The 19,284-nt window shown below is 68.0% G+C and carries 19 protein-coding genes; 10 read left to right on the forward strand and 9 right to left on the reverse strand.

The window, feature by feature from the left end; translation table 11 throughout:
* The first annotated feature begins 75 nt into the window (after nucleotides 1-75).
* Nucleotides 76-1,821, forward strand: a complete 1,746-nt coding sequence (gene dauA, locus I4484_RS15955) for a C4-dicarboxylic acid transporter DauA (RefSeq protein WP_197448220.1) — start codon at nucleotides 76-78, stop codon at nucleotides 1,819-1,821.
* Between the two features lie 6 nt (nucleotides 1,822-1,827).
* On the opposite strand, the gene I4484_RS15960 is transcribed toward dauA, so the two are convergent.
* From I4484_RS15960 to I4484_RS15980, 5 genes are all read right to left on the reverse strand, one after another.
* Entirely contained in the window at nucleotides 1,828-2,247 is a 420-nt protein-coding gene (locus I4484_RS15960) for a secondary thiamine-phosphate synthase enzyme YjbQ (RefSeq protein WP_197448221.1), read from the reverse strand.
* A 159-nt stretch (nucleotides 2,248-2,406) separates the two neighbouring features.
* The gene (locus I4484_RS15965) at nucleotides 2,407-2,844 is read right to left on the reverse strand and encodes a cupin domain-containing protein (RefSeq protein WP_197448222.1); all 438 of its coding nucleotides are present in this window, start codon (nucleotides 2,842-2,844) and stop codon (nucleotides 2,407-2,409) included.
* A 35-nt stretch (nucleotides 2,845-2,879) separates the two neighbouring features.
* The gene (locus I4484_RS15970; protein WP_197448223.1) at nucleotides 2,880-3,671 is read right to left on the reverse strand and encodes a methyltransferase domain-containing protein; all 792 of its coding nucleotides are present in this window, start codon (nucleotides 3,669-3,671) and stop codon (nucleotides 2,880-2,882) included.
* Nucleotides 3,672-3,804: 133 nt separating this feature from the next.
* Complete coding sequence (locus tag I4484_RS15975; RefSeq protein WP_197448224.1) at nucleotides 3,805-4,203, reverse strand: hypothetical protein; 399 nt, start codon at nucleotides 4,201-4,203, stop codon at nucleotides 3,805-3,807.
* Between the two features lie 28 nt (nucleotides 4,204-4,231).
* Nucleotides 4,232-4,576, reverse strand: coding sequence for a DsrE/DsrF/TusD sulfur relay family protein (locus I4484_RS15980; protein ID WP_197448225.1), 345 nt, complete (start codon nucleotides 4,574-4,576; stop codon nucleotides 4,232-4,234).
* A gap of 101 nt (nucleotides 4,577-4,677) precedes the next feature.
* On the opposite strand from I4484_RS15980, the gene I4484_RS15985 reads away from it, so the two are divergent.
* The 4 genes from I4484_RS15985 (at nucleotide 4,678) to I4484_RS16000 (ending at nucleotide 7,672) form a co-directional block, all read left to right on the forward strand.
* Complete coding sequence (locus I4484_RS15985) at nucleotides 4,678-5,334, forward strand: metalloregulator ArsR/SmtB family transcription factor (protein ID WP_197448226.1); 657 nt, start codon at nucleotides 4,678-4,680, stop codon at nucleotides 5,332-5,334.
* A gap of 181 nt (nucleotides 5,335-5,515) precedes the next feature.
* Nucleotides 5,516-6,139 (forward strand): sigma-70 family RNA polymerase sigma factor, encoded by a 624-nt coding sequence (locus I4484_RS15990; RefSeq protein WP_197448227.1) that lies wholly within the window; start codon nucleotides 5,516-5,518, stop codon nucleotides 6,137-6,139.
* A complete protein-coding gene (locus I4484_RS15995) occupies nucleotides 6,136-6,393 on the forward strand; it encodes an anti-sigma factor (protein WP_197448228.1) in 258 nt (85 codons plus the stop codon). Before I4484_RS15990 ends, I4484_RS15995 begins: the two co-directional genes overlap by 4 nt.
* A 19-nt stretch (nucleotides 6,394-6,412) precedes the next feature.
* Nucleotides 6,413-7,672 (forward strand): MerC family mercury resistance protein, encoded by a 1,260-nt coding sequence (locus I4484_RS16000; RefSeq protein WP_197448229.1) that lies wholly within the window; start codon nucleotides 6,413-6,415, stop codon nucleotides 7,670-7,672.
* Between the two features lie 93 nt (nucleotides 7,673-7,765).
* On the opposite strand, the gene I4484_RS16005 is transcribed toward I4484_RS16000, so the two are convergent.
* The 4 genes from I4484_RS16005 to pedF all read right to left on the reverse strand — a co-directional run bounded on the left by I4484_RS16005 (nucleotide 7,766) and on the right by pedF (nucleotide 13,042).
* On the reverse strand, nucleotides 7,766-9,286 hold the full coding sequence (locus I4484_RS16005) for an aldehyde dehydrogenase family protein (RefSeq protein WP_197448230.1): 1,521 nt from the start codon (nucleotides 9,284-9,286) through the stop codon (nucleotides 7,766-7,768).
* 269 nt (nucleotides 9,287-9,555) lie between these two features.
* Nucleotides 9,556-11,325, reverse strand: coding sequence for a PQQ-dependent methanol/ethanol family dehydrogenase (locus I4484_RS16010; RefSeq protein WP_197448231.1), 1,770 nt, complete (start codon nucleotides 11,323-11,325; stop codon nucleotides 9,556-9,558).
* 297 nt (nucleotides 11,326-11,622) lie between these two features.
* Nucleotides 11,623-12,549, reverse strand: coding sequence for an ABC transporter substrate-binding protein (locus I4484_RS16015; RefSeq protein WP_234283727.1), 927 nt, complete (start codon nucleotides 12,547-12,549; stop codon nucleotides 11,623-11,625).
* Between the two features lie 55 nt (nucleotides 12,550-12,604).
* On the reverse strand, nucleotides 12,605-13,042 hold the full coding sequence (gene pedF, locus I4484_RS16020) for a cytochrome c-550 PedF (protein WP_197448232.1): 438 nt from the start codon (nucleotides 13,040-13,042) through the stop codon (nucleotides 12,605-12,607).
* A 267-nt stretch (nucleotides 13,043-13,309) separates the two neighbouring features.
* On the opposite strand from pedF, the gene I4484_RS16025 reads away from it, so the two are divergent.
* The 5 genes from I4484_RS16025 to I4484_RS16045 all read left to right on the forward strand — a co-directional run bounded on the left by I4484_RS16025 (nucleotide 13,310) and on the right by I4484_RS16045 (nucleotide 19,216).
* A complete protein-coding gene (locus I4484_RS16025) occupies nucleotides 13,310-14,482 on the forward strand; it encodes an ABC transporter substrate-binding protein (protein ID WP_197448233.1) in 1,173 nt (390 codons plus the stop codon).
* 69 nt (nucleotides 14,483-14,551) lie between these two features.
* Nucleotides 14,552-15,520 carry a YVTN family beta-propeller repeat protein gene (locus tag I4484_RS16030; RefSeq protein WP_197448234.1) on the forward strand — a complete coding sequence of 323 codons (969 nt, stop codon included), beginning with the start codon at nucleotides 14,552-14,554 and terminating at the stop codon, nucleotides 15,518-15,520.
* A complete protein-coding gene (locus I4484_RS16035) occupies nucleotides 15,517-16,293 on the forward strand; it encodes an ABC transporter ATP-binding protein (RefSeq protein ID WP_234283726.1) in 777 nt (258 codons plus the stop codon). Before I4484_RS16030 ends, I4484_RS16035 begins: the two co-directional genes overlap by 4 nt.
* Entirely contained in the window at nucleotides 16,293-17,108 is an 816-nt protein-coding gene (locus tag I4484_RS16040; protein ID WP_197448235.1) for an ABC transporter permease, read from the forward strand. Before I4484_RS16035 ends, I4484_RS16040 begins: the two co-directional genes overlap by 1 nt.
* 5 nt (nucleotides 17,109-17,113) lie before the next feature.
* Nucleotides 17,114-19,216: a 4Fe-4S binding protein gene (locus I4484_RS16045; protein ID WP_197448236.1), complete on the forward strand. Its 2,103-nt coding sequence runs from the start codon at nucleotides 17,114-17,116 to the stop codon at nucleotides 19,214-19,216.
* Nucleotides 19,217-19,284: the final 68 nt, after the last annotated feature.

Here is a 19,284-nt window from a genome sequence, read left to right on the forward strand (position 1 = left end):
CGACCTTGGCCGGCTTGTGGCGGCGCAATATGCAGGAGTAACGTTACCGTTACCTTGCTCACGTTCGGTACCGCCATGGCCCGCTCACGACGCTCCACCCGCTACCGGCCCCCGCTGCCCGGTAGCGCCATCCTTGCCGCCTGGCGCCAAGGCTACGGCCTGACCGAGCTCAAGCGCGACCTGCTCGCCGGCCTGACCCTCGGCATCGTCGCCGTGCCGCTCTCCATGGCGCTGGCCATCGCCACCGGTGTACCGCCGCAGCATGGCCTGTACACCGCCATCGTGGCGGGCGCCATCATCGCGCTGACCGGCGGCTCGCGATACAACATCTCCGGCCCCACCGCCGCCTTCGTGGTGATCCTGTTTCCCATCGTCGCCAGCCACGGTCTCGGCGGGCTGCTGCTCGCCACGCTGATGGCGGGCGCGATCCTGGTGGCGCTGGGGCTGGCGCGGCTGGGCAACCTGATACAGTTCGTGCCCTACCCGGTGGTGCTCGGTTTCACCGCCGGTATCGCCGTGGTGATCGCCCTGCTGCAGCTGCCCGACTTCCTCGGGCTCGATGACGTCGCGCTCGGCGACAGCACGCTGCACAACCTGGCCGCCATCGCTCACGCCGCTTCCTCGCTGGACCCGGCCGAACTCGGCATCGGGCTGCTCACGCTGGCGGCACTGATCCTGTGGCCGCGCTTGAAGCTGCCGGTGCCGGCGCCGCTGGTCGGCCTGGCGGTGGGCACGCTGGCGGCGCTCGCCGTGGCACCGCTGGGCGTGGAGATCGAGACCATCGCCTCACGCTTCAGCTGGGAGCACCAAGGCCAGGCCGGCAGCGGCATCCCGCCCTTCGCCCCCGGCCTGGTGCTGCCCTGGCGCCTGCCGGGGCCGGACGGTACGCCGCTCACGGTGGATTTCGCCCTGGTCCGCGAGCTGCTCGGCCCGGCGCTGGCCATCGCCATGCTGGCGGCCATCGAATCGCTGCTCTGCGCGGTGGTGGCAGACGGCCTGACCCGCACCCGCCACGACCCCAACGCCGAGCTGATCGGCCAGGGTCTGGGCAACCTCGCCGCGCCCTTCTTCGGCGGCATCACCGCCACCGCGGCGCTGGCGCGCACGGCCACCAACATCCGCAGCGGGGCGGTCTCGCCACTGGCCGCGGTCGTCCATGCGCTGGTCGTACTGCTGGCGGTGGTGGCGCTGGCCGGCGTGCTCGCCCGGGTGCCGATGGCGGCGCTCGCCGCGCTGCTGTTCGTCATCGCCTGGAACATGAGCGAGGCACGCCACTTCGTGCATACCCTCAGGAGCGCGCCGGGCAGCGACGTGGCGATCCTGGTGATCTGCTTCCTGCTCACGGTGGTATTCGACATGGTATTGGCGGTGGCGGTGGGCATCGGCCTCGCCGCGGCGCTGTTCATCCGCCGCATGGCCCACCTGACCCACGCCCGCCGCCTCGAACCCGACCGTGACGAGGAGAGCCGCGACCTGCCGCGCCAGGTGGCGCTCTACGACGTCAACGGCCCGCTGTTCTTCGGCGCCGCGGAGAAGGCCGTGTCGTCGCTGCGGGTGGTCGACCCCGAGGTGCGCGTGGTGATGCTCGACATGCGCGACGTGCCGAGCCTGGACGCCACCGCTATCGTCGCCCTGCAGGCGCTGGTCGAGGAGCTGCGCGCGCGTCAGGTGGGGCTGATCTTCGTCGGCATGCCGGCGCGCATGGTGATGAAGCTCAGGCGCGCCGGGGTCAGGCGTCAGGCCGGTCGGCTGGCCGCCGTGCGCCAGCCGGAGCGCGCCCGACGTCTGGCCGAGCGCTGGCTGGCCGTGCCGGCCGAATGAAACGCGCTACTCGCCCTGCAGCGTGGCGATCAGCCGCCGCGCCCCGCCGTGATCGCGGTGCTCGCCGAGCCAGATGCCCTGCCAGGTACCCAGCGCCAGGCGGCCGTTGCGCACCGCCAGGGTGAGCTGGGTGCCGAGCAGGCTGGCGCAGACGTGCGCCGGCATGTCGTCCGGTCCCTCCAGGGTGTGGCGGAAATAGGGCAGGTCCCCCGGGATGAGCTCGCGCAGGAAGGCATCGAGGTCGTGGCGCACGTCGGGGTCGTCGTTCTCGTTGAGCGTCAGCGAGGCCGAGGTGTGCAACAGGTGCAGGTGCAGCAGCCCCACGCTCAGGTCACGCAGTCCGCTAACGGCCGAACTCACCTCGTCGGTGATCAGATGAAAGCCGCGCGGGCGCGGCGCCAGGCGCAGTTCCTGCTGGTGCCACATGGTCGGGCTCCTCGTGTGGGGTTTCCGGCCATGCTAGCGTGCTGTCCCGCTACCGCAAGGGGGCTTCGCCACACCCGACGGGCAGCGCTCCGACGCATTGGCGTGACGTTGCGGCTGTCGCGAGGCCGCCTCGACCCCGCGACAGCCATTGCCGGCGGGTTACTCGCTGGTCACCGTGGTGGGCTGGCCCTGTGCCCCGGCGAACACCACCAGGACCCTGGCGTCGCTGTCGGTTACGTTGAACAGCTGGTGATCGCGGTTGAGCGCCTCGACATAGGCTTCCCCCGTGCCGTAGACCTGCGGGTCGCCGCCCTCGGTGCGCAGCTCCACCTCGCCTTCGAGCACGTAGACGTAGACGGGCACCGGATGCTGATGCAGCGGCGTTCGCCCGCCAGGCTCGATGGTGCCGACCACGGAGACGATCTCCGGCGTCCCGTCGGGCCAGGCGATGGCATCGCCGTCACGAGTAGCGGTCGTCTTCAATACCGGCGAGGTCTCGAATCCCGCCGGCAGGGCATCGTCCTGGGCGAAGGCGGCACCGACGGGCAGGGCCGCCGCCAGCCCGAAGGCCAGTGCGATCGGTGTGATGGTTTTCATGTCGCGTCACTCCTCTGTCATGGGGGCCACTTGGCTCAGCGTTTGACCGCCAGCAGCGAAATGCTCTTGACCCCGTAGCTGGCGCTGGCGCCCTGGGCCGAATCGGTCAGGAAGCGGTACTCGGGGTGTTCGCGCCAGGCCTCGATGACGAGGCCGCTCGCCTCGATGGCCGCACGATAGGCGTCCTGCTGCAGCGCCCCGCCGATGCAGGCGGCCCATAGTGTGGCATTGCAGGAGACGCTCTCCGGCAGCGGCCTCTCGGTGACGATGTCGGCCAGCGCCAGGCGGCCTCCGGAGCGCAGCACCCGCGCCGCCTCGGCGAAGACCCGCGGCTTGTCGGCGGAGAGGTTGATCACGCCGTTGCTGATCACCACGTCGACGCTGCCGTCGGCAAACGGCGGCGCCTCGATATAGCCGTCGTGGAAGGTGACCTGGCCGAAGCCGGCCTCGCGGGCCAGCCGCTCGGCCTTGTCACGCTGGGCCGCGGTCATGTCGAGCCCCAGCACCTGCCCGCCGGGCCCCGTCGCCAGGGCGGCCAGCAGGCTGTCCATGCCGGAGCCGCTGCCCAGGTCGAGTACCGTCTCGCCGGGTTGTATGGCGGCCAGGTCGAGGAAATGGCCGACCCCGGCGAAGGAGTCGATGGCGGCGGCGGGGATGCGGTCGAGGGCATGGGGGTCGTAGCCCAGCCGCTCGGCCAGGGCACGCCCCATCTCGAAGTGGAACTCTCCGTGTGGCGCTTCGGCCACCTCGCGATACATCGCCTTGACCCGCGCCTCGAGCTCCTGCTTGTCCACTCCGGCGCTGGCCGGCTTTGCCGTGATTGTCATTGTCTTGCTCCTCTTGGCTGCTCACGACGACACCGAGCGGTGCCGTGTGCGCCAGGACGCGGCACCAGGCAAAAGGGTTCCCGGTGAATATCGTCGACCACCTCAGGCGCCACCGGGGTGGTGGCGTTATGATTCAGATAGACGGGGGTCCCAGGTGGTGAAACAGTTGCCCGGCCATCAGCGAGCCGATGGTCACCAGCGTGAAGATGATCAGGTCGTTGATGCCCTGCACCTTGCCCCGCCCGGCCTCGCCATGAACCGTGGCGAGCATGGCGCTGCCACCCACGAACGGGAAGTTCCAGCCCACGCCCAGCAACACCAGTGCCACCCAGAAGTGCGCCAGGCTGGAGCCGAGATTGGCGACCAGTACCGTGCCGATGAGCAGCGTCGCCCCGTCGATCAGGATGCGTTGCGCGCCGAAACGGGCGATCACCAGATAAGGCCCACCGGAGAGCACGCCGGCGATGAGGCCGGTGGCGGCGCTGGCGTTCCAGGGGCCGAGGAAGGCGGCGGCCACGCCGCCGGCCATCACGAAGGAGATTGAGATCGTTTGGTTGGGGCTAGAACACCAGCACCTTGTCGGCCTGCTCGGTGGCTTCCGCCAAGGCATCCATGGTGCTGCGCTCGGCGCCCTCCACTACCTCCTCGTCGGTAAGCCCGCGGGCATCCATGCAGGTGCCACACAGCAGCACGCGTCCCTTGGTGGTGACCCGCTTGACCATGCGCTCGGCGTTGTAGAAGCCATCCGGGGTCTTCTGTCCCGCCTTGGCTCCGGACACGGCATCTCCCATCAGGAAGACGGTGACGTCGCCTTCGCGCTTCAGCAGCGCATGGGCCAGGCGCAGGCCGTTGTAGAGACGTTCGGTGCCGTAGGGGGGGTCGTTGACGATGATGAGCGTCTTCATGGCTTCTCCTTGCTATCATTCAATGAATTGATAGAATGATGGATAGAGATATCTAAATCTGTCAAGTGTTCGCTGTTCTGCTGACGCCCTCGGAGAGACCCATGACCTCGCAACAGGACCTTCTCGATACGCTGGCCCAGGTCGCACGCGCCCTGGGTAATGGGCACCGCCTGGCGTTGCTGGAGCGCCTGGCCCAGGGTGACGCCGCGGTCGAAACCTTGGCCAATACCACCGATCTGACGATCGGCAATGCCTCCCAGCACCTGCAGCATCTGCGTCGGGCGGGGCTCGTCACGGCCCAGCGCTCCGGCAAGCAGATGATCTACCGCCTGACCGATGAGCGAATCGTCAATCTGCTGGGCCTGCTCAGGCAGGTGGCCGAGACCAACCTGGCCGAGATGGAGCGTCTGGTCAGTCGGCTGTTCGCGGAGGATGACGCCGATGGCGCACTGGAGGCGGTCGGCCGGGACGAGTTGCTGGCAGGGCTTGCCAGCGGCGAGGTGACACTGCTGGATGTGCGCCCCGAGGAGGAGTACGAAGCTGGCCACCTGCCCGAGGCGATCAATATCCCACTGGAGCAGTTGGAAGACATGCTGGGCAAGCTGCCCAAGGACAGGGAGTTCGTTGCCTATTGCCGTGGCCCCTATTGCGCCCTGTCGCACGAGGCCGTACAGCGCCTGCGTCAACTCGGCTATCGAGTCCGACGCTTCGAGGAAGGGTATCCGGAGTGGAAAGCGGCGGGGCTGCCCATCGCATGACCCGAGAAGGAGTGGGAACCGAAACGGTAGCTGCTGCGTCCCTACCCATGTCCGATTACTTGCCCAGCGAGGGCGAGCGGACCATGCTCGAAGAGGTGTCGCCATGTCGCTGGCAGGTTCACTCCTTGACCATCCACGGTCGCAACCACGCGCTCGATACCGGAACGCCACGGGGGCCACCATGCGTTTCGACGAAACCGCCAGCCGGCGGGAGTGGTTCGAGCAGCGCCTGGCGCCGCTGATGGACCGCCTCTACGGCACGGCACTGCGGCTCACCCGCCACCCCGCCGACGCCGAGGATGTGGTGGCCGAGGCGGTGACCAAGGCCTGGACGCAGCTCGACCAGCTGCGCGCCCCCCAGCACTTCGAAGGCTGGCTGTTCCACATCCTCAGCAACACCTTCGTCAGCGAATGGCGCCGGCGACGCTGCCACCCGCAGGCGGCCGACAGCGATGCCGCCGAGCCCGCCGAGCTGGACAGCGCCAGCTTCGCGCTGTTCCAGCAGCTGCACCAGCCTTTCCTGCTGTGGTGGGGCAGCCTCGAGGAGCAGTTCTTCAACGGCCTGCTGCAGGAGGACCTGGAACGGGCGCTGGACGCCCTCCCCGACGCCTACCGGGTGACGATTGTGCTGGTCGAGGTGCAGGGCTATACGTATGAGGAAGTGGCGAACCTGCTCGGCATCCCCTTGGGTACCGTGCGCTCGCGACTGAGCCGGGCGCGCTCGCAGCTGCAGAAGACGCTCTGGGAGCAGGCCAGGGAGGCGGGCATGACGCTCGGCCCGGGAGAGGGAGGAGCGCAGCGATGAAGTCGAAGGCCATGAGCTGCGAGGAGGTCATCGAGCGCCTCTTCGACTATCTCGACCGGGAGCTCGACCCTCAGGAGGCAACCGACGTCGAACGGCACCTCCACCGCTGCCGCGACTGCTTCACGCGCGCCGAATTCGAACGACGACTACGGGCCAGGGTGACGGCCACCGGCACGGCGAAGGCCCCGCCTCGGCTGCACCAGCGCATACGGACTTTGCTCGACCGCTTCGACGAGTCCGACACTACCCGCTGACCCGTGAGGAGAACGCCTCATGGTGGCCATACTCGGCTATTCCCGCCCGCAGATCCTGGCGGCAGTGCAGCAGATGTACACCGCCGTGGCGGATGCCCCCGCCTCGCCCTTCCACTTCCCGGTCGGCGCGGAGGCCAGCCGCCGCCTGGGCTATCCCCCCGAGCGGCTCGCTCAGCTGCCGGCCGAGGTGCGTGAGGCCTTCGCCGGCGTCGGCTACCCGTTCCGCGCCGGGGCCATCCGTCCTGGCGATCGGGTGCTCGACATCGGCGCCGGGGCCGGCGGCGATGCGCTGATCGCGCGCCAGCTGGCCGGCCCCCAGGGGCGGGTCATCGCGCTGGACCTCACCGCGGCCATGACGCGCCGGCTGCAGCAGGCCAGCGAACGCCACGCCATCGACCGCCTCGGCGTGGTGCAGGGCTCCGCCGAGCAGTTACCGCTACCCGATGCCAGCATCGACAGTATCACCAGCAACGGCGCCCTCAACCTGGTACCGGACAAGCGCCGCGCCGTGGCCGAGATGTTTCGCGTGCTCAAGCCCCACGGGCGCGTGCAGCTGGCCGACGTGGTCATCCACCGCCCGGTGTCGGTCGACTGCCACGAGGATCCGCGCCTGTGGGTCGAGTGCGTGGTGGGCGCCACGGTGAAGGAGGAGTTGCTGGCCCTGTTCGAGGAAGCCGGCTTCGAGGAGGTGCGCGTCGTCGGCAGCCACGACTACTTCGCCCTGAGCCCCAGCGCCCAGACACGCGAGGTCGCCGCCGGCTTCGGCGCCCACTCGGTCGAACTCGCCATGCGCCGAGGCGCCGCGAAGCCCGCCTGGATTCAGCGCTGGGGTTGTCGCCTCGATCCGCGCCGCTGGCTGCGGCTGTGGTATCGCCGCGGCCTGCTCGGCATGCTGGCCTACCTGCTGGCCCTGTTGAGCTGTTACGGCACCCTGGCACTGGTTGCCCTGCTGCCGCTGCTGGGTGTTCACCTGACGCTCGACGACGGGCTCTGGGCCGGCGCCATTGCCACCCTGGCGCTGCTCGCCCTGGCCAGCGTGGCCGTCGGCATGCGCCGGCATCGCGTGCCCTGGCCAACCTTGGTGGGCGTTATCGGCTCGCTGCTCATCCTCCATGCCCTGTTCGTCGACTACTCCATGGCACAGGAGCTGAGCGGCTTCGTGGTGCTGGCCGGCGCCGTCGGCTGGGATCTGCACCAGCGTCGACGCCACGAAGCCAGGGTCCTGGGCCTGGACAAAAAAAAGAGCGCGACCCGGGTCGCGCCTGAAAGTCGCCAGTGATCGGCAACGAGAGAGCATTCTGTCCTGCGGCCGGGCCTGACGGGTCCGGCCGAGAAGGAGGTTACCGCCCGGCCCGGCCGGGCGGCAGGCGGCTCAGAAGAAGCCGAGCGGGTTGATGTCGTAGCTCACCAGCAGGTTCTTGGTCTGCTGGTAGTGCTCGAGCGCCACCTTGTGGGTCTCGCGGCCGACGCCGGACTTCTTGTAGCCACCGAAGGCGGCGTGCGCCGGGTACTGGTGGTAGCAGTTGGTCCACACGCGGCCGGCCTGGATGCCGCGCCCCATGCGGAAGGCGACGTTGATGTCGCGGCTCCAGACGCCGGCGCCGAGGCCGAACTCGGTGTCGTTGGCGATGGCCAGCGCCTCGGCCTCGTCCTTGAAGGTGGTCACCGCCACCACCGGACCGAAGATCTCCTCCTGGAACACGCGCATCTTGTTGTTGCCCTTGAGCAGCGTCGGCTGGATGTAGTAGCCCTTGTCGTAGGCCGGGTCGAAGCTCTCCTTGTCGCCGCCGGTGAGGAACTCGGCGCCCTCCTCGCGGGCGATGTCCATGTAGGACATGATCTTGTCGAACTGCTCCTGGGAGGCCTGGGCGCCGACCTGGACGTCGGTGTCCAGCGGGTTGCCGCGCTTGATCTTCTGCACCCGCTCCATGACCTTGGCCATGAAGGCGTCGTAGATGCTCTCCTGGATCAGCGCCCGCGACGGGCAGGTGCACACCTCGCCCTGGTTGAAGAAGGCCAGCACCAGGCCCTCGGCGGCCTTCTCGATGAAGGCCGGCTCGGCGTCCATGATGTCGGCGAAGTAGATGTTCGGCGACTTGCCGCCCAGCTCCACGGTGGAGGGAATGATGTTGTCGGCGGCGCACTTGAGGATGTGCGCGCCCACCGGCGTGGAGCCGGTGAAGGCGATCTTGGCGATGCGCTTGCTGGTGGCCAGCGCCTGGCCCGCCTCGGCGCCGTAGCCGTTGACCACGTTGACCACGCCCGGCGGCAGCAGGTCGCCGATCAGCTTCATCAGCTCGAGTACCGAGGCCGGGGTCTGCTCGGCGGGCTTGAGCACCACGCAGTTGCCGGCGGCCAGCGCCGGGGCCAGTTTCCACACCGCCATCAGCAGCGGGAAGTTCCACGGAATGATCTGCCCCACCACGCCCAGCGGCTCGTGGAAGTGATAGGAGACGGTATTGGCGTCGATGTCGGCCGCAGTACCCTCCTGGGCGCGGATGCAGCCGGCGAAGTAACGGAAGTGGTCGACGGCCAGCGGCAGGTCGGCGTTGAGGGTCTCGCGCACCGCCTTGCCGTTGTCCCAGGTTTCGGCCACGGCCAACATCTCGAGGTTCTGCTCGATGCGATCGGCGATCTTGAGCAGGATATTGCTGCGCTCGGTGGCGGAGGTGCGGCCCCAGGCGGGGGCGGCGGCATGGGCGGCATCCAGCGCCTTCTCGATGTCCTCGGCGGTGGAGCGGGGGATCTCGCAGAACGCCTCGCCGTTGACCGGGCTGACGTTGTCGAAGTACTGACCGCGTACCGGCGGCACGAACTCACCGCCGATGTAGTTGCCATAGCGCGGTTCGAAGGTGATGACGGAACCGGGCTGACCGGGATTGGCATAGATCATGATGCATGCTCCTGGGTTGCGTTGTCGTTGCTCCGAGGTGGCGGAAGGCGGCGATGCTGGCGGCTTCGCGGTCACCGGATACTCTGTCCTACATGGGGTCCCCTTGCTTTCCTGGTCCGGTGCGCCGGCCTCTCGAGGTGGCGCCGCCCGGCCTCAGTTCGCAGTTTAGATAACCCTGGGGGGAGTACCTCATACTCCCTTGGGGGGCATTAGGGAGGGTCTTTGGTCGTAGTCTGCCGGGCCCGCCCGGCGCCCGGCAGACCGTTGCGTTACAGCGCTGCCTCTCCGTTCGGCAGCTTGAAGGTCCACAGCATGCCGCCCTGGTTGAAGTTCTTGACCACCTTGGCCACCTCGCCGCCCCACAGCGGCACCGCTCCGCCCCAGCCCGAGGCGACGGAAACGTACTGCTCGCCGTCCATCTCCCATGTGATTGGCGTGCCGACCACGCCCGAGCCGGTGTTGAAGCGATACAGCTCCTCGCCGGTGCGGGCATCGAACGCCTTCAGGTAGCCTTCGGGCGTGCCGGTGAACACCAGGTTGCCGGCGGTCGTCATCACCCCGCCCCACAGCGGCGCGCGGTTCTCGTGGCGCCAGACCTCCTCGCCGGTGCTCGGATCGATCGCCCGCAGGACGCCGATGAACTCCTCGTTGGCCGGCTTGATGGTGAAGCCGGCGCCGAGATAGGCCGCGCCACGCTTGTAGGAGACCGGCTCGTTCCAGATGTCCATGGCCCACTCGTTGGAAGGTACGTAGAACAGGCCGGTGCCCTGGTTGTAGGCCATCGGCATCCAGTTCTTGCCGCCGAGGAACGCTGGGCGCGCGAGCACCGGCTCGCCCTTGTCGTCCTCGGTGGCGGCCGGATCGCCCGGTCGCCCGCCCTCGGTGTAGATGGGTCGCCCCTGGTCGTCGAGCCCTTCGGCCCAGGAGATCTCGTCGACGAAGGGGAAGCCTCGAATAAAGCTACCGTCGGTGCGGTCGAGCACGTAGAAGAAGCCGTTACGGTCGGCAGTGGCCGCTGCCCTGACCAGCTCGCCATTCTGCTCGTAGTCGAACGAGACCAGCTCGTTGACACCGTCGTAGTCCCAGCCGTCGTTGGGCGTGGTCTGGAAGTGCCACTTGATGCTGCCGTCGTTGGGATCGATCGCCAGGCGCGACGAGGAGAACAGATTGTCGCCGGGGCGCAGGTGCGAGTTCCAGGGGGCCGGGTTGCCGGTGCCGAAGAACAGGGTGTCGGTGTCGGGGTCGTAGGTGCCGCCCAGCCAGGTGGCGGCCCCGCCGGTCTCCCACATGTCGCCGGGCCAGGTCAGCCCCGCCTCGCCCCCCGAGATGCCGTTCTCGACGGCTTCGCCGTCACGGTAGACGTAGCCCATGTGGCCTTCCACGGTCGGTCGTGTCCACAGCAGGTCGCCGGTGCGGGGATCGTAGGCCTCGACCTTGCCGACGATGCCGAATTCGCCCCCGGAGACGCCGGTGATCAGCTTGCCGTTGATGACGATCGGCGCCGCGGTGATCGAGTAGCCTTCCTGGTAGTCGGCGACCTGCTTGACCCATACGACCTTGCCGGTGTCCTTGTTCAGGGCGACGAGCTTGGCGTCCAGGGTGCCGAAGATGAACAGGTCGTCGTACAGCGCGCCGCCGCGATTGACCACGTCGCAGCAGGGCATGATGCCGTCGGGCAGGCGTGCGTCGTACTGCCAGATCTCCTCGCCGGTGCGGGCGTCGATCGCGTAGGCGCGCGAGTAGGAGGCCGTGACGTACATGACGCCATCCTTGACGATGGGCTGGGACTCCTGGCCGCGCATCTTCTCGCCGCCGAAGGAGAAGGCCCAGACCGGCTGCAGCGATTGGACGTTCTCGCTGTTGAGGATCTCGAGGCCGCTGTAGCGCTGGCCCTGCAACCCCATGCCGTAGGTCACCACGTCGTCGACGGTAGCGTGGTCGTTGAGGATGTCCTCGTCGGTCACCGCCTGGGCGCCAAGGGAGACGGCCAGCGCCAGGCTGCCAAGGGTAAAGCGTGTGCTGATCGAGCGATATGTCATGGTTGTATTCTCGCTTCTCTTGTCATGCGTTTTTGCCGAAGGCCGCGAGGCCTCTCCAACCCTGTCGTCATTCTTGGCAGGGCATGAACGATCAACAATGAACCTCTCGGACGACTTCCTTCGTCCCTTGGTAGTAAGACCTGCGCCCACGAAAAAGCCGCAGCGGAGCTGCGGCTTTTATGGCATGAAGACACTCGGCATCTGCGTGCCTTTGCGGCGACAAGGTTCGTGTCATTTCCGCCTCGCGGGGGCCATCACAATGGGACCATCGCAACGAGTGAGGGCCCGCGCCTCGTGTCACGACTCTTCGTCAGGCGCCAGGATGCCGTCGTAGTAGGCGGGCGGGCTGTAGCGCAGGCCGTGGCGAGCGAAGAGTTCGGCGACCTCCCCCTCGCGCACCATGCGATCGATGATCTCCTCGATCACGTGCCCCAGCTCACGATGGGTATGCTTGACCGCCATGCCGACATCCCAGCCCTGCTTCACCAGCCCCGGGAATCCGTTGTCCGCCGCCTGGAAGGGTCGGTCGGCGTGCCGTCCCAGTTGATGATCGATCTCGGCGCGGGTGCCCATGACGGCATGCACGCGACCCTCGGCCATGGCCTCGAAGGCACGCGCGACGTCGCGGAAATGCCGCGTGCGGTCACGCAGGGCGCCGCCGAAGGCGGAGCTGAGGTAGGTGTCGGGCAGGGTATCGATCTCCACCCCGATGGGGTGGTACTGGAACACCGCCATCGTCGTCACCGAGTCGAGCGCGTCGGCGTCGTGGGCGATCTGCCAGCGCTCCTGCTGATAGGGGCCGAACATCACCACCTGGTCATTGACCACCTCGCCGGTGGAATCGCGCATGTAGGCAAACCGGCGGTCGTAGGGCACCCGTAGCATGACGTCGGCGATACGCCGTTTCGCCAGATAGTGTCCCTTCCATACGTTATTGCGCAGATCGTCTTCCAGGGTCTCGTCCGGCGTGATCCAGTGCACGCGGAACGCCACCCCCAATTCCTCGGCGATACGCTTGCCGATCGCCACATCGACGCCCGCGGGCTCGCCGTTCTCCAGATAGGAATAGGGCGGAAAATCCCGATAGAGGCCGACGTTGAGGTAGCCCGACTCGATGACGGCATCGTAGCTCCGCTCGGGTGGGCGGTCGAGGGCCGAGTCGCTCGCCTGGACGAACGAACTCAAGGTCAGCGCCAGCATGAACATCCAGCGAATCGCATTCATGTCGCCTCCGTCATTGACGAGATGCCACGCCTCCCCCTGGCGCCCGTTCCTCGGCCTACTCCTTGACCGATTCGACGTAGGTCTTGATCGCCCAGATGGCGTTCTGGTCGAGATTGTCCTTGAACGAGGGCATGCCCTTGCCGGTGCCGTTGCGCACGCGTCCGATGAAGTACTCGTCGTCCCACTCCTCGAGTTCGCGAAGGTCGGGGGTGAGGCCGCCGGATTGGGCCTGGATGCCGTGGCAGACCGCGCAGTTGCCGGCATAGCCGCTCTCCCCGACCTTGACGGCTTCTTCATGGTATTCACCATGCTCGTTGCCGGGACGGAAGGGATTCTCGCTGAGCGGCTCGCTGCCCAATGTCGGAAGAGCGCCGGTATCGACCTCCTGCGGGGTCACGTCGCCGTGCCCCATGGCAACGACCGAAAGAGTGAGAAATCCGAGCGCTAGGCCGGTGCTGATAACGCGGGTATTGAGCAGGCTAGTGGCTTTCATTTCGGTCGCCTCCGGCTTGGATTTGTTGAACGCTTTTCGTCGCCTCGTCGGGTCAAGCTCGGCGAATCTGGTCCAAGTCTAGGAAGCCGTTGTCACGCGAGGAATGGCACTTTGGGCCGCGAAAACCACTTCCTTGGTAGTAACCAGCCGCCTCTGAGACCTAGGGTATAGTGCTTAGGTACCGCCTCATTGCGACCATGGAAAGATTCTCCCTTCCCCCTGCCTTGCCTAAGGTCATGAACACGACACCAACCGGGGGAATGACTCATGTCGATCCACGTCACGAGAGTCGCGACCATCCTCGGCCTCTGCTGGCTGGCACTCCCTGCTGCGGTCATGGCCCTGGACGTACGCATCGGCTATGTCCAGTGGGTGCCGGACACCGGCCCGGTGCTGTCGAACGTGACGCCCGCCCCCGAGGACGCCGGCCTACGCGGCGCCGAGCTGGCCGTCGACGACAACAACGCCAGCGGACGCTTCCTCGACCAGCGCTATGCCTTGGAGTCGCACGTCGTCGAAAGCGAGGAGCAGGCGCACGCGGCCTTCGAGCAGATGCTCGACGCCGGCATCGCGCTGTTCGTGCTGCGCGTACCCGCCGAGACGCTCATGACCATGGCCGATACGGCGACCGGGCGGGCGTTGCTCTTCAACGCCGGGGCCCAGGAGGACTCGCTGCGCACCGGCGATTGCCGCCCCCACGTGCTGCACACCCAGCCGAGCTACGCCATGCTCACCGACGCCCTGGCCCAGTGGCTCAACCTGCGGCGCTGGCAGCGGGCCTTTCTCATCGCCGGGCCGACCGAGGCCGACCGCGCCTGGGCGGATGCCTTCCGGCGCTCGGCCGGACGCTTCGGCGTCCGACTCGTCGCCGACAAGACCTGGACCTTCGACGCCGACCTGAGGCGTACGGCATCGCGCGAGCTGCCGCTGTTCACCCAGGCGGACGACTACGACGTCGTGGTCGTCGCCGATACCCGCGGCGACTTCGGCGAGTACGTGCCCTTCAACACCTGGCTGCCGCGCCCCGTGGTGGGCACCCAGGGCATGACCCCGGTGGCCTGGCATCGGGTGGTCGAGAGCTGGGGCGCCGCCCAGCTGCAGAACCGTTTTCGCGAGCTGGCCGGGCGCGACATGAACGGGGAGGACTACGCCGCCTGGGCGGGCGTGCGCTCGATAGGCACGGCGGTCACCGAACTCGGCGCCGCCGGCCATGAGGCAATTCGCGATTTCACCCTCTCCGAGGACTTCCAGCTGGCCGCCTTCAAGGGCCGCCGTCTCGGCTACCGCCCGTGGAACGGCCAGCTGCGTCAACCGATACCGCTGGTGCATCCCCAAGGGCTGGTCATTGCCGCCCCCATCGAAGGCTTTCTGCACCCGGTCACCGATCTCGACTCCCTGGGCTACGACGCCGCCGAGAGCGACTGTCGCCTCCAGCCCTGATGGCTGATCGCCTCACCGGCCACCGATTGGCGGCTCAACAACAACCTCCCTGACGCAAGGAACCCGACGATGAACCCGCTACTGCGCACCGCCCTGGCCACGACGCTGCTCACCCTGGCCTCCCCCGCCCTGGCCGGGCTGGCCTACGTCTCCAACGAGAAGGACAACAGCATCTCGGTGATCGGTACCGAATCGCTGGAGGTCATCGAGACCATTCCGGTCGGCAAGCGCCCGCGCGGCATCCTGCTCTCCCAGGACCGCACCAAGCTCTATATCTGCGCCAGCGACGACGACACCGTGCAGATCATGGACCTGGCGACGCGCCGCATCGTCGATACCCTGCCCTCGGGCGAGGATCCCGAGCAGTTCGCCCTGCACCCCAACGACCGCTGGCTGTTCATCGCCAATGAGGACGACGCCATCGTCACCGTGGTCGACGTGCCGACCAAGGAGGTGCTGGCCCAGATCGACGTCGGCATCGAGCCCGAGGGCATGGCGGTCAGCCCCGATGGCCGCTGGGCGGTCAACACCAGCGAGACCACCAGCATGCTGCACTGGATCGACACCGAGGATTTCACGATCAAGAAGAACATGGTGGTCGGCCAGCGCCCCCGCCACGTGGAGTTCAGCGTCGACGGCAAGGTGGCCTGGGCCTCGGCCGAGATCGGCGGGACGGTCCACGTGATCGACGTGGAAGCGCTGGAAGAGATCGCCACGCTGGAGTTCGCCATCCGCGGCGTCAACCAGGACAAGGTGCAGCCGGTGGGGGTCGCGCTCACCTCCGACGGCCGCTACGCCTTCGTCGCGCTCGGCCCCGCCAACCACGTCGCGGTGGTCGATGCCCGGACCCATGAGGTGCTCGACTACCTGCTGGTGGGTCGGCGCGTCTGGCAGCTGGCCTTCAACGAGGACGAGAGCCTGCTCTTCACCACCAACGGCATCAGCGGGGACGTTTCGGTGATCGACGTCGAACAGCTGGCCGTGACCCGTTCCATCGAGGTCGGCCGCTACCCCTGGGGCGTGGTCGTCGCGCCATGAACGCCTCGGTCCAGGCCGTCCACGCGCCGATGCTCGAGGTCGACGACGTCGAGCACCGCTACGGCGTCCGCTGCGCCCTCGACGGGGTGAGCTTCGCCCTGGGCCGCGGCGGCTTCCACGCCCTGCTCGGCCCCAACGGCGCCGGCAAGAGCACCCTGATCGGGCTGATGACCGGCCTGCTGCGCAGCCAGGTCGGCGAGATCCGCATCGCCGGCCACTCGCTGCGCCACGAGCCGCGCCGGGTGCGGCGACAGCTGGGCGTGGTGTTCCAGCAGCCGACGCTGGATCTCGACCTCAGCGTACGCCAGAACCTGCTCTATCACGCCTCGCTGCACGGGCTGGGGTGGCGCCAGGCGCGCCAGCGCTGCGACCGCGAGCTGGCCCGCCAGGGGCTCGAGGCGCGCGCCGACGAGCGGGTGCGCCGGCTCAACGGCGGCCACCGCCGCCGGCTGGAGATCGCCCGGGCCCTGCTCCACGAGCCGGCGCTGCTGGTGCTCGACGAGGCCAGCGTCGGGCTGGACGCCGCCAGCCGCCAGGCGCTCAACGAACACGTGCGCGCGCTGTGCCGTGAACGCGGCATGACGGTGCTGTGGACGACCCACCTGCTCGACGAGATCGCCCCTGAAGACAACGTCGTGATGCTGTGCGCCGGCAGCGTGGTCGCCGCCGGCCAGGCCGGCGCGCTGTGCCGGCGTACCGGGAGCCGCACCCTGCAGGATGCCTTCCGCCGGCTGACGGCACCACATGAGATCGCCGCAGAGGAGCGCCCCTGATGCTTGCCGCCTACTGGTACTGCTTACTCGGTGTCGGCGGCCGCGAGTGGCGCCGCTTCGTGCAGCAGCGCACACGCTTCTTCAGTGCCCTGGTACGTCCGCTGCTGTGGCTGGTGGTGTTTGCCGCCGGCTTCCGCGCCGTGCTGGGCATCTCGATCATGGAGCCCTACGGCACCTACATCGTCTACGAGGTCTACATCACCCCGGGGCTGTGCTGCATGATCCTGCTGTTCAACGGCATGCAGGGCTCGCTGTCGATGGTCTACGACCGCGAGATGGGCAGCATGAAGGTCCTCTTGATGAGCCCGCTGTCGCGCCCCTTCCTGCTGCTGTGCAAGGTATTGGCGATCTCGCTGGTGTCGCTGGTCCAGGTCTACGCCTTCCTCGCCATCGCCTGGTGGTACGGCATTCGCCCCCCGCTCGTCGACCTGGCCACGGCGCTGCCGGCCTTGCTGCTGGTGGCGATGATGCTGGGCAGCCTGGGGCTGGTGCTGGCCAACGCCGTGCGCCAGTTGGAGAACTTCGCCGGGGTGATGAACTTCGTGATCTTCCCGCTGTTCTTCCTCTCCTCGGCGCTCTATCCGCTGTGGAAGATGCAGGAGGCCGGGCCCTGGCTCTACTGGCTGTGTGCCAACAACCCCTTCACCCACGGCGTGGAGCTGGTGCGCTTCGCCCTTTACGGTCGGCTCGCGCTCGAGCCCCTGCTGTGGTGTCTGGGGCTGACCGCACTGTTCGCCACCTTGGCGGTGCTCACCTTCAACCTGCAGCGCGGCCAGGGCGTCACCCCCGGGCGCCCGGCCAGCGCGGGGCGCTGACGATCATGCTCCCGTTGCGCTCGCTCGTGCTCGCGATCGTCCTGCTGCTGGCCTCCCCCACGCTGCTGGCGGAACCATCCCCCGAGATGCAGGCACGCATCCAGCAGCTCTTTCCCAAGGCCACCCGCATCGAGGACAAGCGCGGGGACACCTCGGTCTACCCGGTCTACCAGCTCGACGAGCTGCTGGGCTATGCCTACGAGTCGCGGGACATTCGCGATCTTCCCGGCTACTCGGGCCGCCCCATCGGCCTGTTGATCGGCCTGGACGTCGACGGCATCTTCACCGGGGTCCAGGTGCTCGACCACCATGAACCGGTGTTCCTGCATGGACTGGGCGAAGCGCCGCTGCAGGCCTTCGTCGGCCAGTACCGCGGGCGCTCCCTGACCGAGCACATCGTGGTCAGCAGCCGAAGGGCCGGCAGCGGAACCCCGGGCGGGACGGTCTATATCGACGGCGTCACCTCGGCGACCGTGTCGGTGATCATCATCAACGATACGGTACTGTCGTCGGCCATCGAGGTGGCGCGCAGCCAGTTGGAGGCCTTCGCCCAGAAGGCGGCCACGCGGCCCCGCCAGGCGCTCTACGAACCCCTGACCTGGCGGCAGATGGTCGACCGCGGCTACATCGGCCATTGGCGGATCTCCGTGGCCGAGGCCGAAGCCGCCCTGGGCGCCGCGCTGAGCCGCTACCCCGAGCTGCCGGCGGCTGCCCCCGACGACGCCTTCCTCGACCTCTACTACGCCTATGTCAGCGCGCCGATGGTCGGTCGCAACCTGCTGGGCGACGAGGCCTTCTCGCGCCTGGCCGACGAACTCGCGGAAGGCCGGCAGATCCTGGCGGTCATGTCCAGTGGCCTCGTCGGTCATGTGGCGCAGGAGTTTCGCCCCCAGAGTGTCGCCGAGCGGCTGAGCCTGGAACAGGGCCAGCTGGCGGTGGCGCTGCGCGACATGGACCGCCTGCCGCCCGAGGCGCCCCTGCGGGCCGAGGGCATGCCGGCCTTCCGCCAGGCCCACCTGTTCGAGATGGGGGGGAGCGGCGGGTTCAACCCCGGCGCCGACGCCGACCTGGTGCTCGACCTGCCCCTGGCCAGGAACCCGCTGGTCGCGGATCGCGCCGAGTTTCGCACCGAACTGCACCTGCCCGACGAGCTCTTCGAGCCGGTGGCGGTCAGCGCTCCGCTGGCGCGCCCCACCCGGCCGGCCTGGGTGGGGGTGTGGCAGGAACGCTGGCTGCAGGTCACGCTGCTGATGGCCGGCCTCACCGTGCTGAGCGTCCTGTTCGCCGGCCAGCACCGCTTCAGCCGGTATCCGCGAGGGCTGCATCGCTTCCGCTGGGGGTTCCTCTTCTTTACGCTGCTCTTCATCGGCTTCTACGCCCAGGGCCAGCTCTCGGTGGTGAACGTCTTCACCCTGCTGCTGGCCCTCTACGACGGCTTCGAACTCGGCCCCTTTCTGCTTGACCCGGTGCTCTTCGTGCTCTGGAGCTTCACCTTCGCGACCCTGTTCCTGTGGGGTCGCGGCCTGTTCTGCGGCTGGCTGTGCCCCTTCGGGGCGATGCAGGAGATGGCCTCCTGGCTCGGCAAGCGGCTGGGACTTCGCCAGCGCAAGGTTCCCGGCGCCTGGCACCGCCGCCTGGTCTACCTCAAGTACCTGATCCTGATCGTTCTCCTCGCCACCGCCTTCCACTCCCCCACCCTGGCCGAGCGGCTGGCGGAAGTGGAGCCCTTCAAGACCAGCCTGACGCTCTACTTCTGGCGCGCCTGGCCGTTCGTGGCCTACGCCGTCGGCCTGCTGCTGGCGGGGATGGTCGTGCACAAGGTCTTCTGCCGCTACCTCTGTCCGCTGGGGGCCGGCCTGGCGATCCTCGGCCGGTTCCGCCTGTTCAGCTGGCTGACGCGCATCGAGGCCTGCGGCCAGCCCTGCCAGCTCTGCCACCAGCGCTGCGAGATCAACGCCATTCGTCGCGATGGCAGTATCGACTACGACGAATGCATACAATGCCTGGAGTGTCTGGTGATCCTGCACGATGACGACCAGTGCGTGGACAAGCGGCTGCGACGCAAACGCCGGCAGCGCGACCGGATCACCGCGGTGAACGTGGCATGACGCCGCGCGCCTGACACGGCTCGCCCCCGCCAGCGGACCATGGCCTGGCCGGCCCGGGCCACGCCCGG

It is taken from the genome of Halomonas sp. SS10-MC5, assembly GCF_015992245.1.
Taxonomy (GTDB): Bacteria; Pseudomonadota; Gammaproteobacteria; order Pseudomonadales; family Halomonadaceae; genus Halomonas; species Halomonas sulfidoxydans.

What these genes read in the sequence shown, in the direction of transcription:
- dauA (WP_197448220.1), top strand. Translation starts at nt 76, where the DNA reads ATGGCCCGCTCACGACGCTCCACCCGCTACCGGCCCCCGCTGCCCGGT.
- I4484_RS15960 (WP_197448221.1), bottom strand. Translation starts at nt 2,247, where the DNA reads ATGTGGCACCAGCAGGAACTGCGCCTGGCGCCGCGCCCGCGCGGCTTT.
- I4484_RS15965 (WP_197448222.1), bottom strand. Translation starts at nt 2,844, where the DNA reads ATGAAAACCATCACACCGATCGCACTGGCCTTCGGGCTGGCGGCGGCC.
- I4484_RS15970 (WP_197448223.1), bottom strand. Translation starts at nt 3,671, where the DNA reads ATGACAATCACGGCAAAGCCGGCCAGCGCCGGAGTGGACAAGCAGGAG.
- I4484_RS15980 (WP_197448225.1), bottom strand. Translation starts at nt 4,576, where the DNA reads ATGAAGACGCTCATCATCGTCAACGACCCCCCCTACGGCACCGAACGT.
- I4484_RS15985 (WP_197448226.1), top strand. Translation starts at nt 4,678, where the DNA reads ATGACCTCGCAACAGGACCTTCTCGATACGCTGGCCCAGGTCGCACGC.
- I4484_RS15990 (WP_197448227.1), top strand. Translation starts at nt 5,516, where the DNA reads ATGCGTTTCGACGAAACCGCCAGCCGGCGGGAGTGGTTCGAGCAGCGC.
- I4484_RS15995 (WP_197448228.1), top strand. Translation starts at nt 6,136, where the DNA reads ATGAAGTCGAAGGCCATGAGCTGCGAGGAGGTCATCGAGCGCCTCTTC.
- I4484_RS16000 (WP_197448229.1), top strand. Translation starts at nt 6,413, where the DNA reads ATGGTGGCCATACTCGGCTATTCCCGCCCGCAGATCCTGGCGGCAGTG.
- I4484_RS16005 (WP_197448230.1), bottom strand. Translation starts at nt 9,286, where the DNA reads ATGATCTATGCCAATCCCGGTCAGCCCGGTTCCGTCATCACCTTCGAA.
- I4484_RS16010 (WP_197448231.1), bottom strand. Translation starts at nt 11,325, where the DNA reads ATGACATATCGCTCGATCAGCACACGCTTTACCCTTGGCAGCCTGGCG.
- I4484_RS16015 (WP_234283727.1), bottom strand. Translation starts at nt 12,549, where the DNA reads ATGAATGCGATTCGCTGGATGTTCATGCTGGCGCTGACCTTGAGTTCG.
- pedF (WP_197448232.1), bottom strand. Translation starts at nt 13,042, where the DNA reads ATGAAAGCCACTAGCCTGCTCAATACCCGCGTTATCAGCACCGGCCTA.
- I4484_RS16025 (WP_197448233.1), top strand. Translation starts at nt 13,310, where the DNA reads ATGTCGATCCACGTCACGAGAGTCGCGACCATCCTCGGCCTCTGCTGG.
- I4484_RS16030 (WP_197448234.1), top strand. Translation starts at nt 14,552, where the DNA reads ATGAACCCGCTACTGCGCACCGCCCTGGCCACGACGCTGCTCACCCTG.
- I4484_RS16035 (WP_234283726.1), top strand. Translation starts at nt 15,517, where the DNA reads ATGAACGCCTCGGTCCAGGCCGTCCACGCGCCGATGCTCGAGGTCGAC.
- I4484_RS16040 (WP_197448235.1), top strand. Translation starts at nt 16,293, where the DNA reads ATGCTTGCCGCCTACTGGTACTGCTTACTCGGTGTCGGCGGCCGCGAG.
- I4484_RS16045 (WP_197448236.1), top strand. Translation starts at nt 17,114, where the DNA reads ATGCTCCCGTTGCGCTCGCTCGTGCTCGCGATCGTCCTGCTGCTGGCC.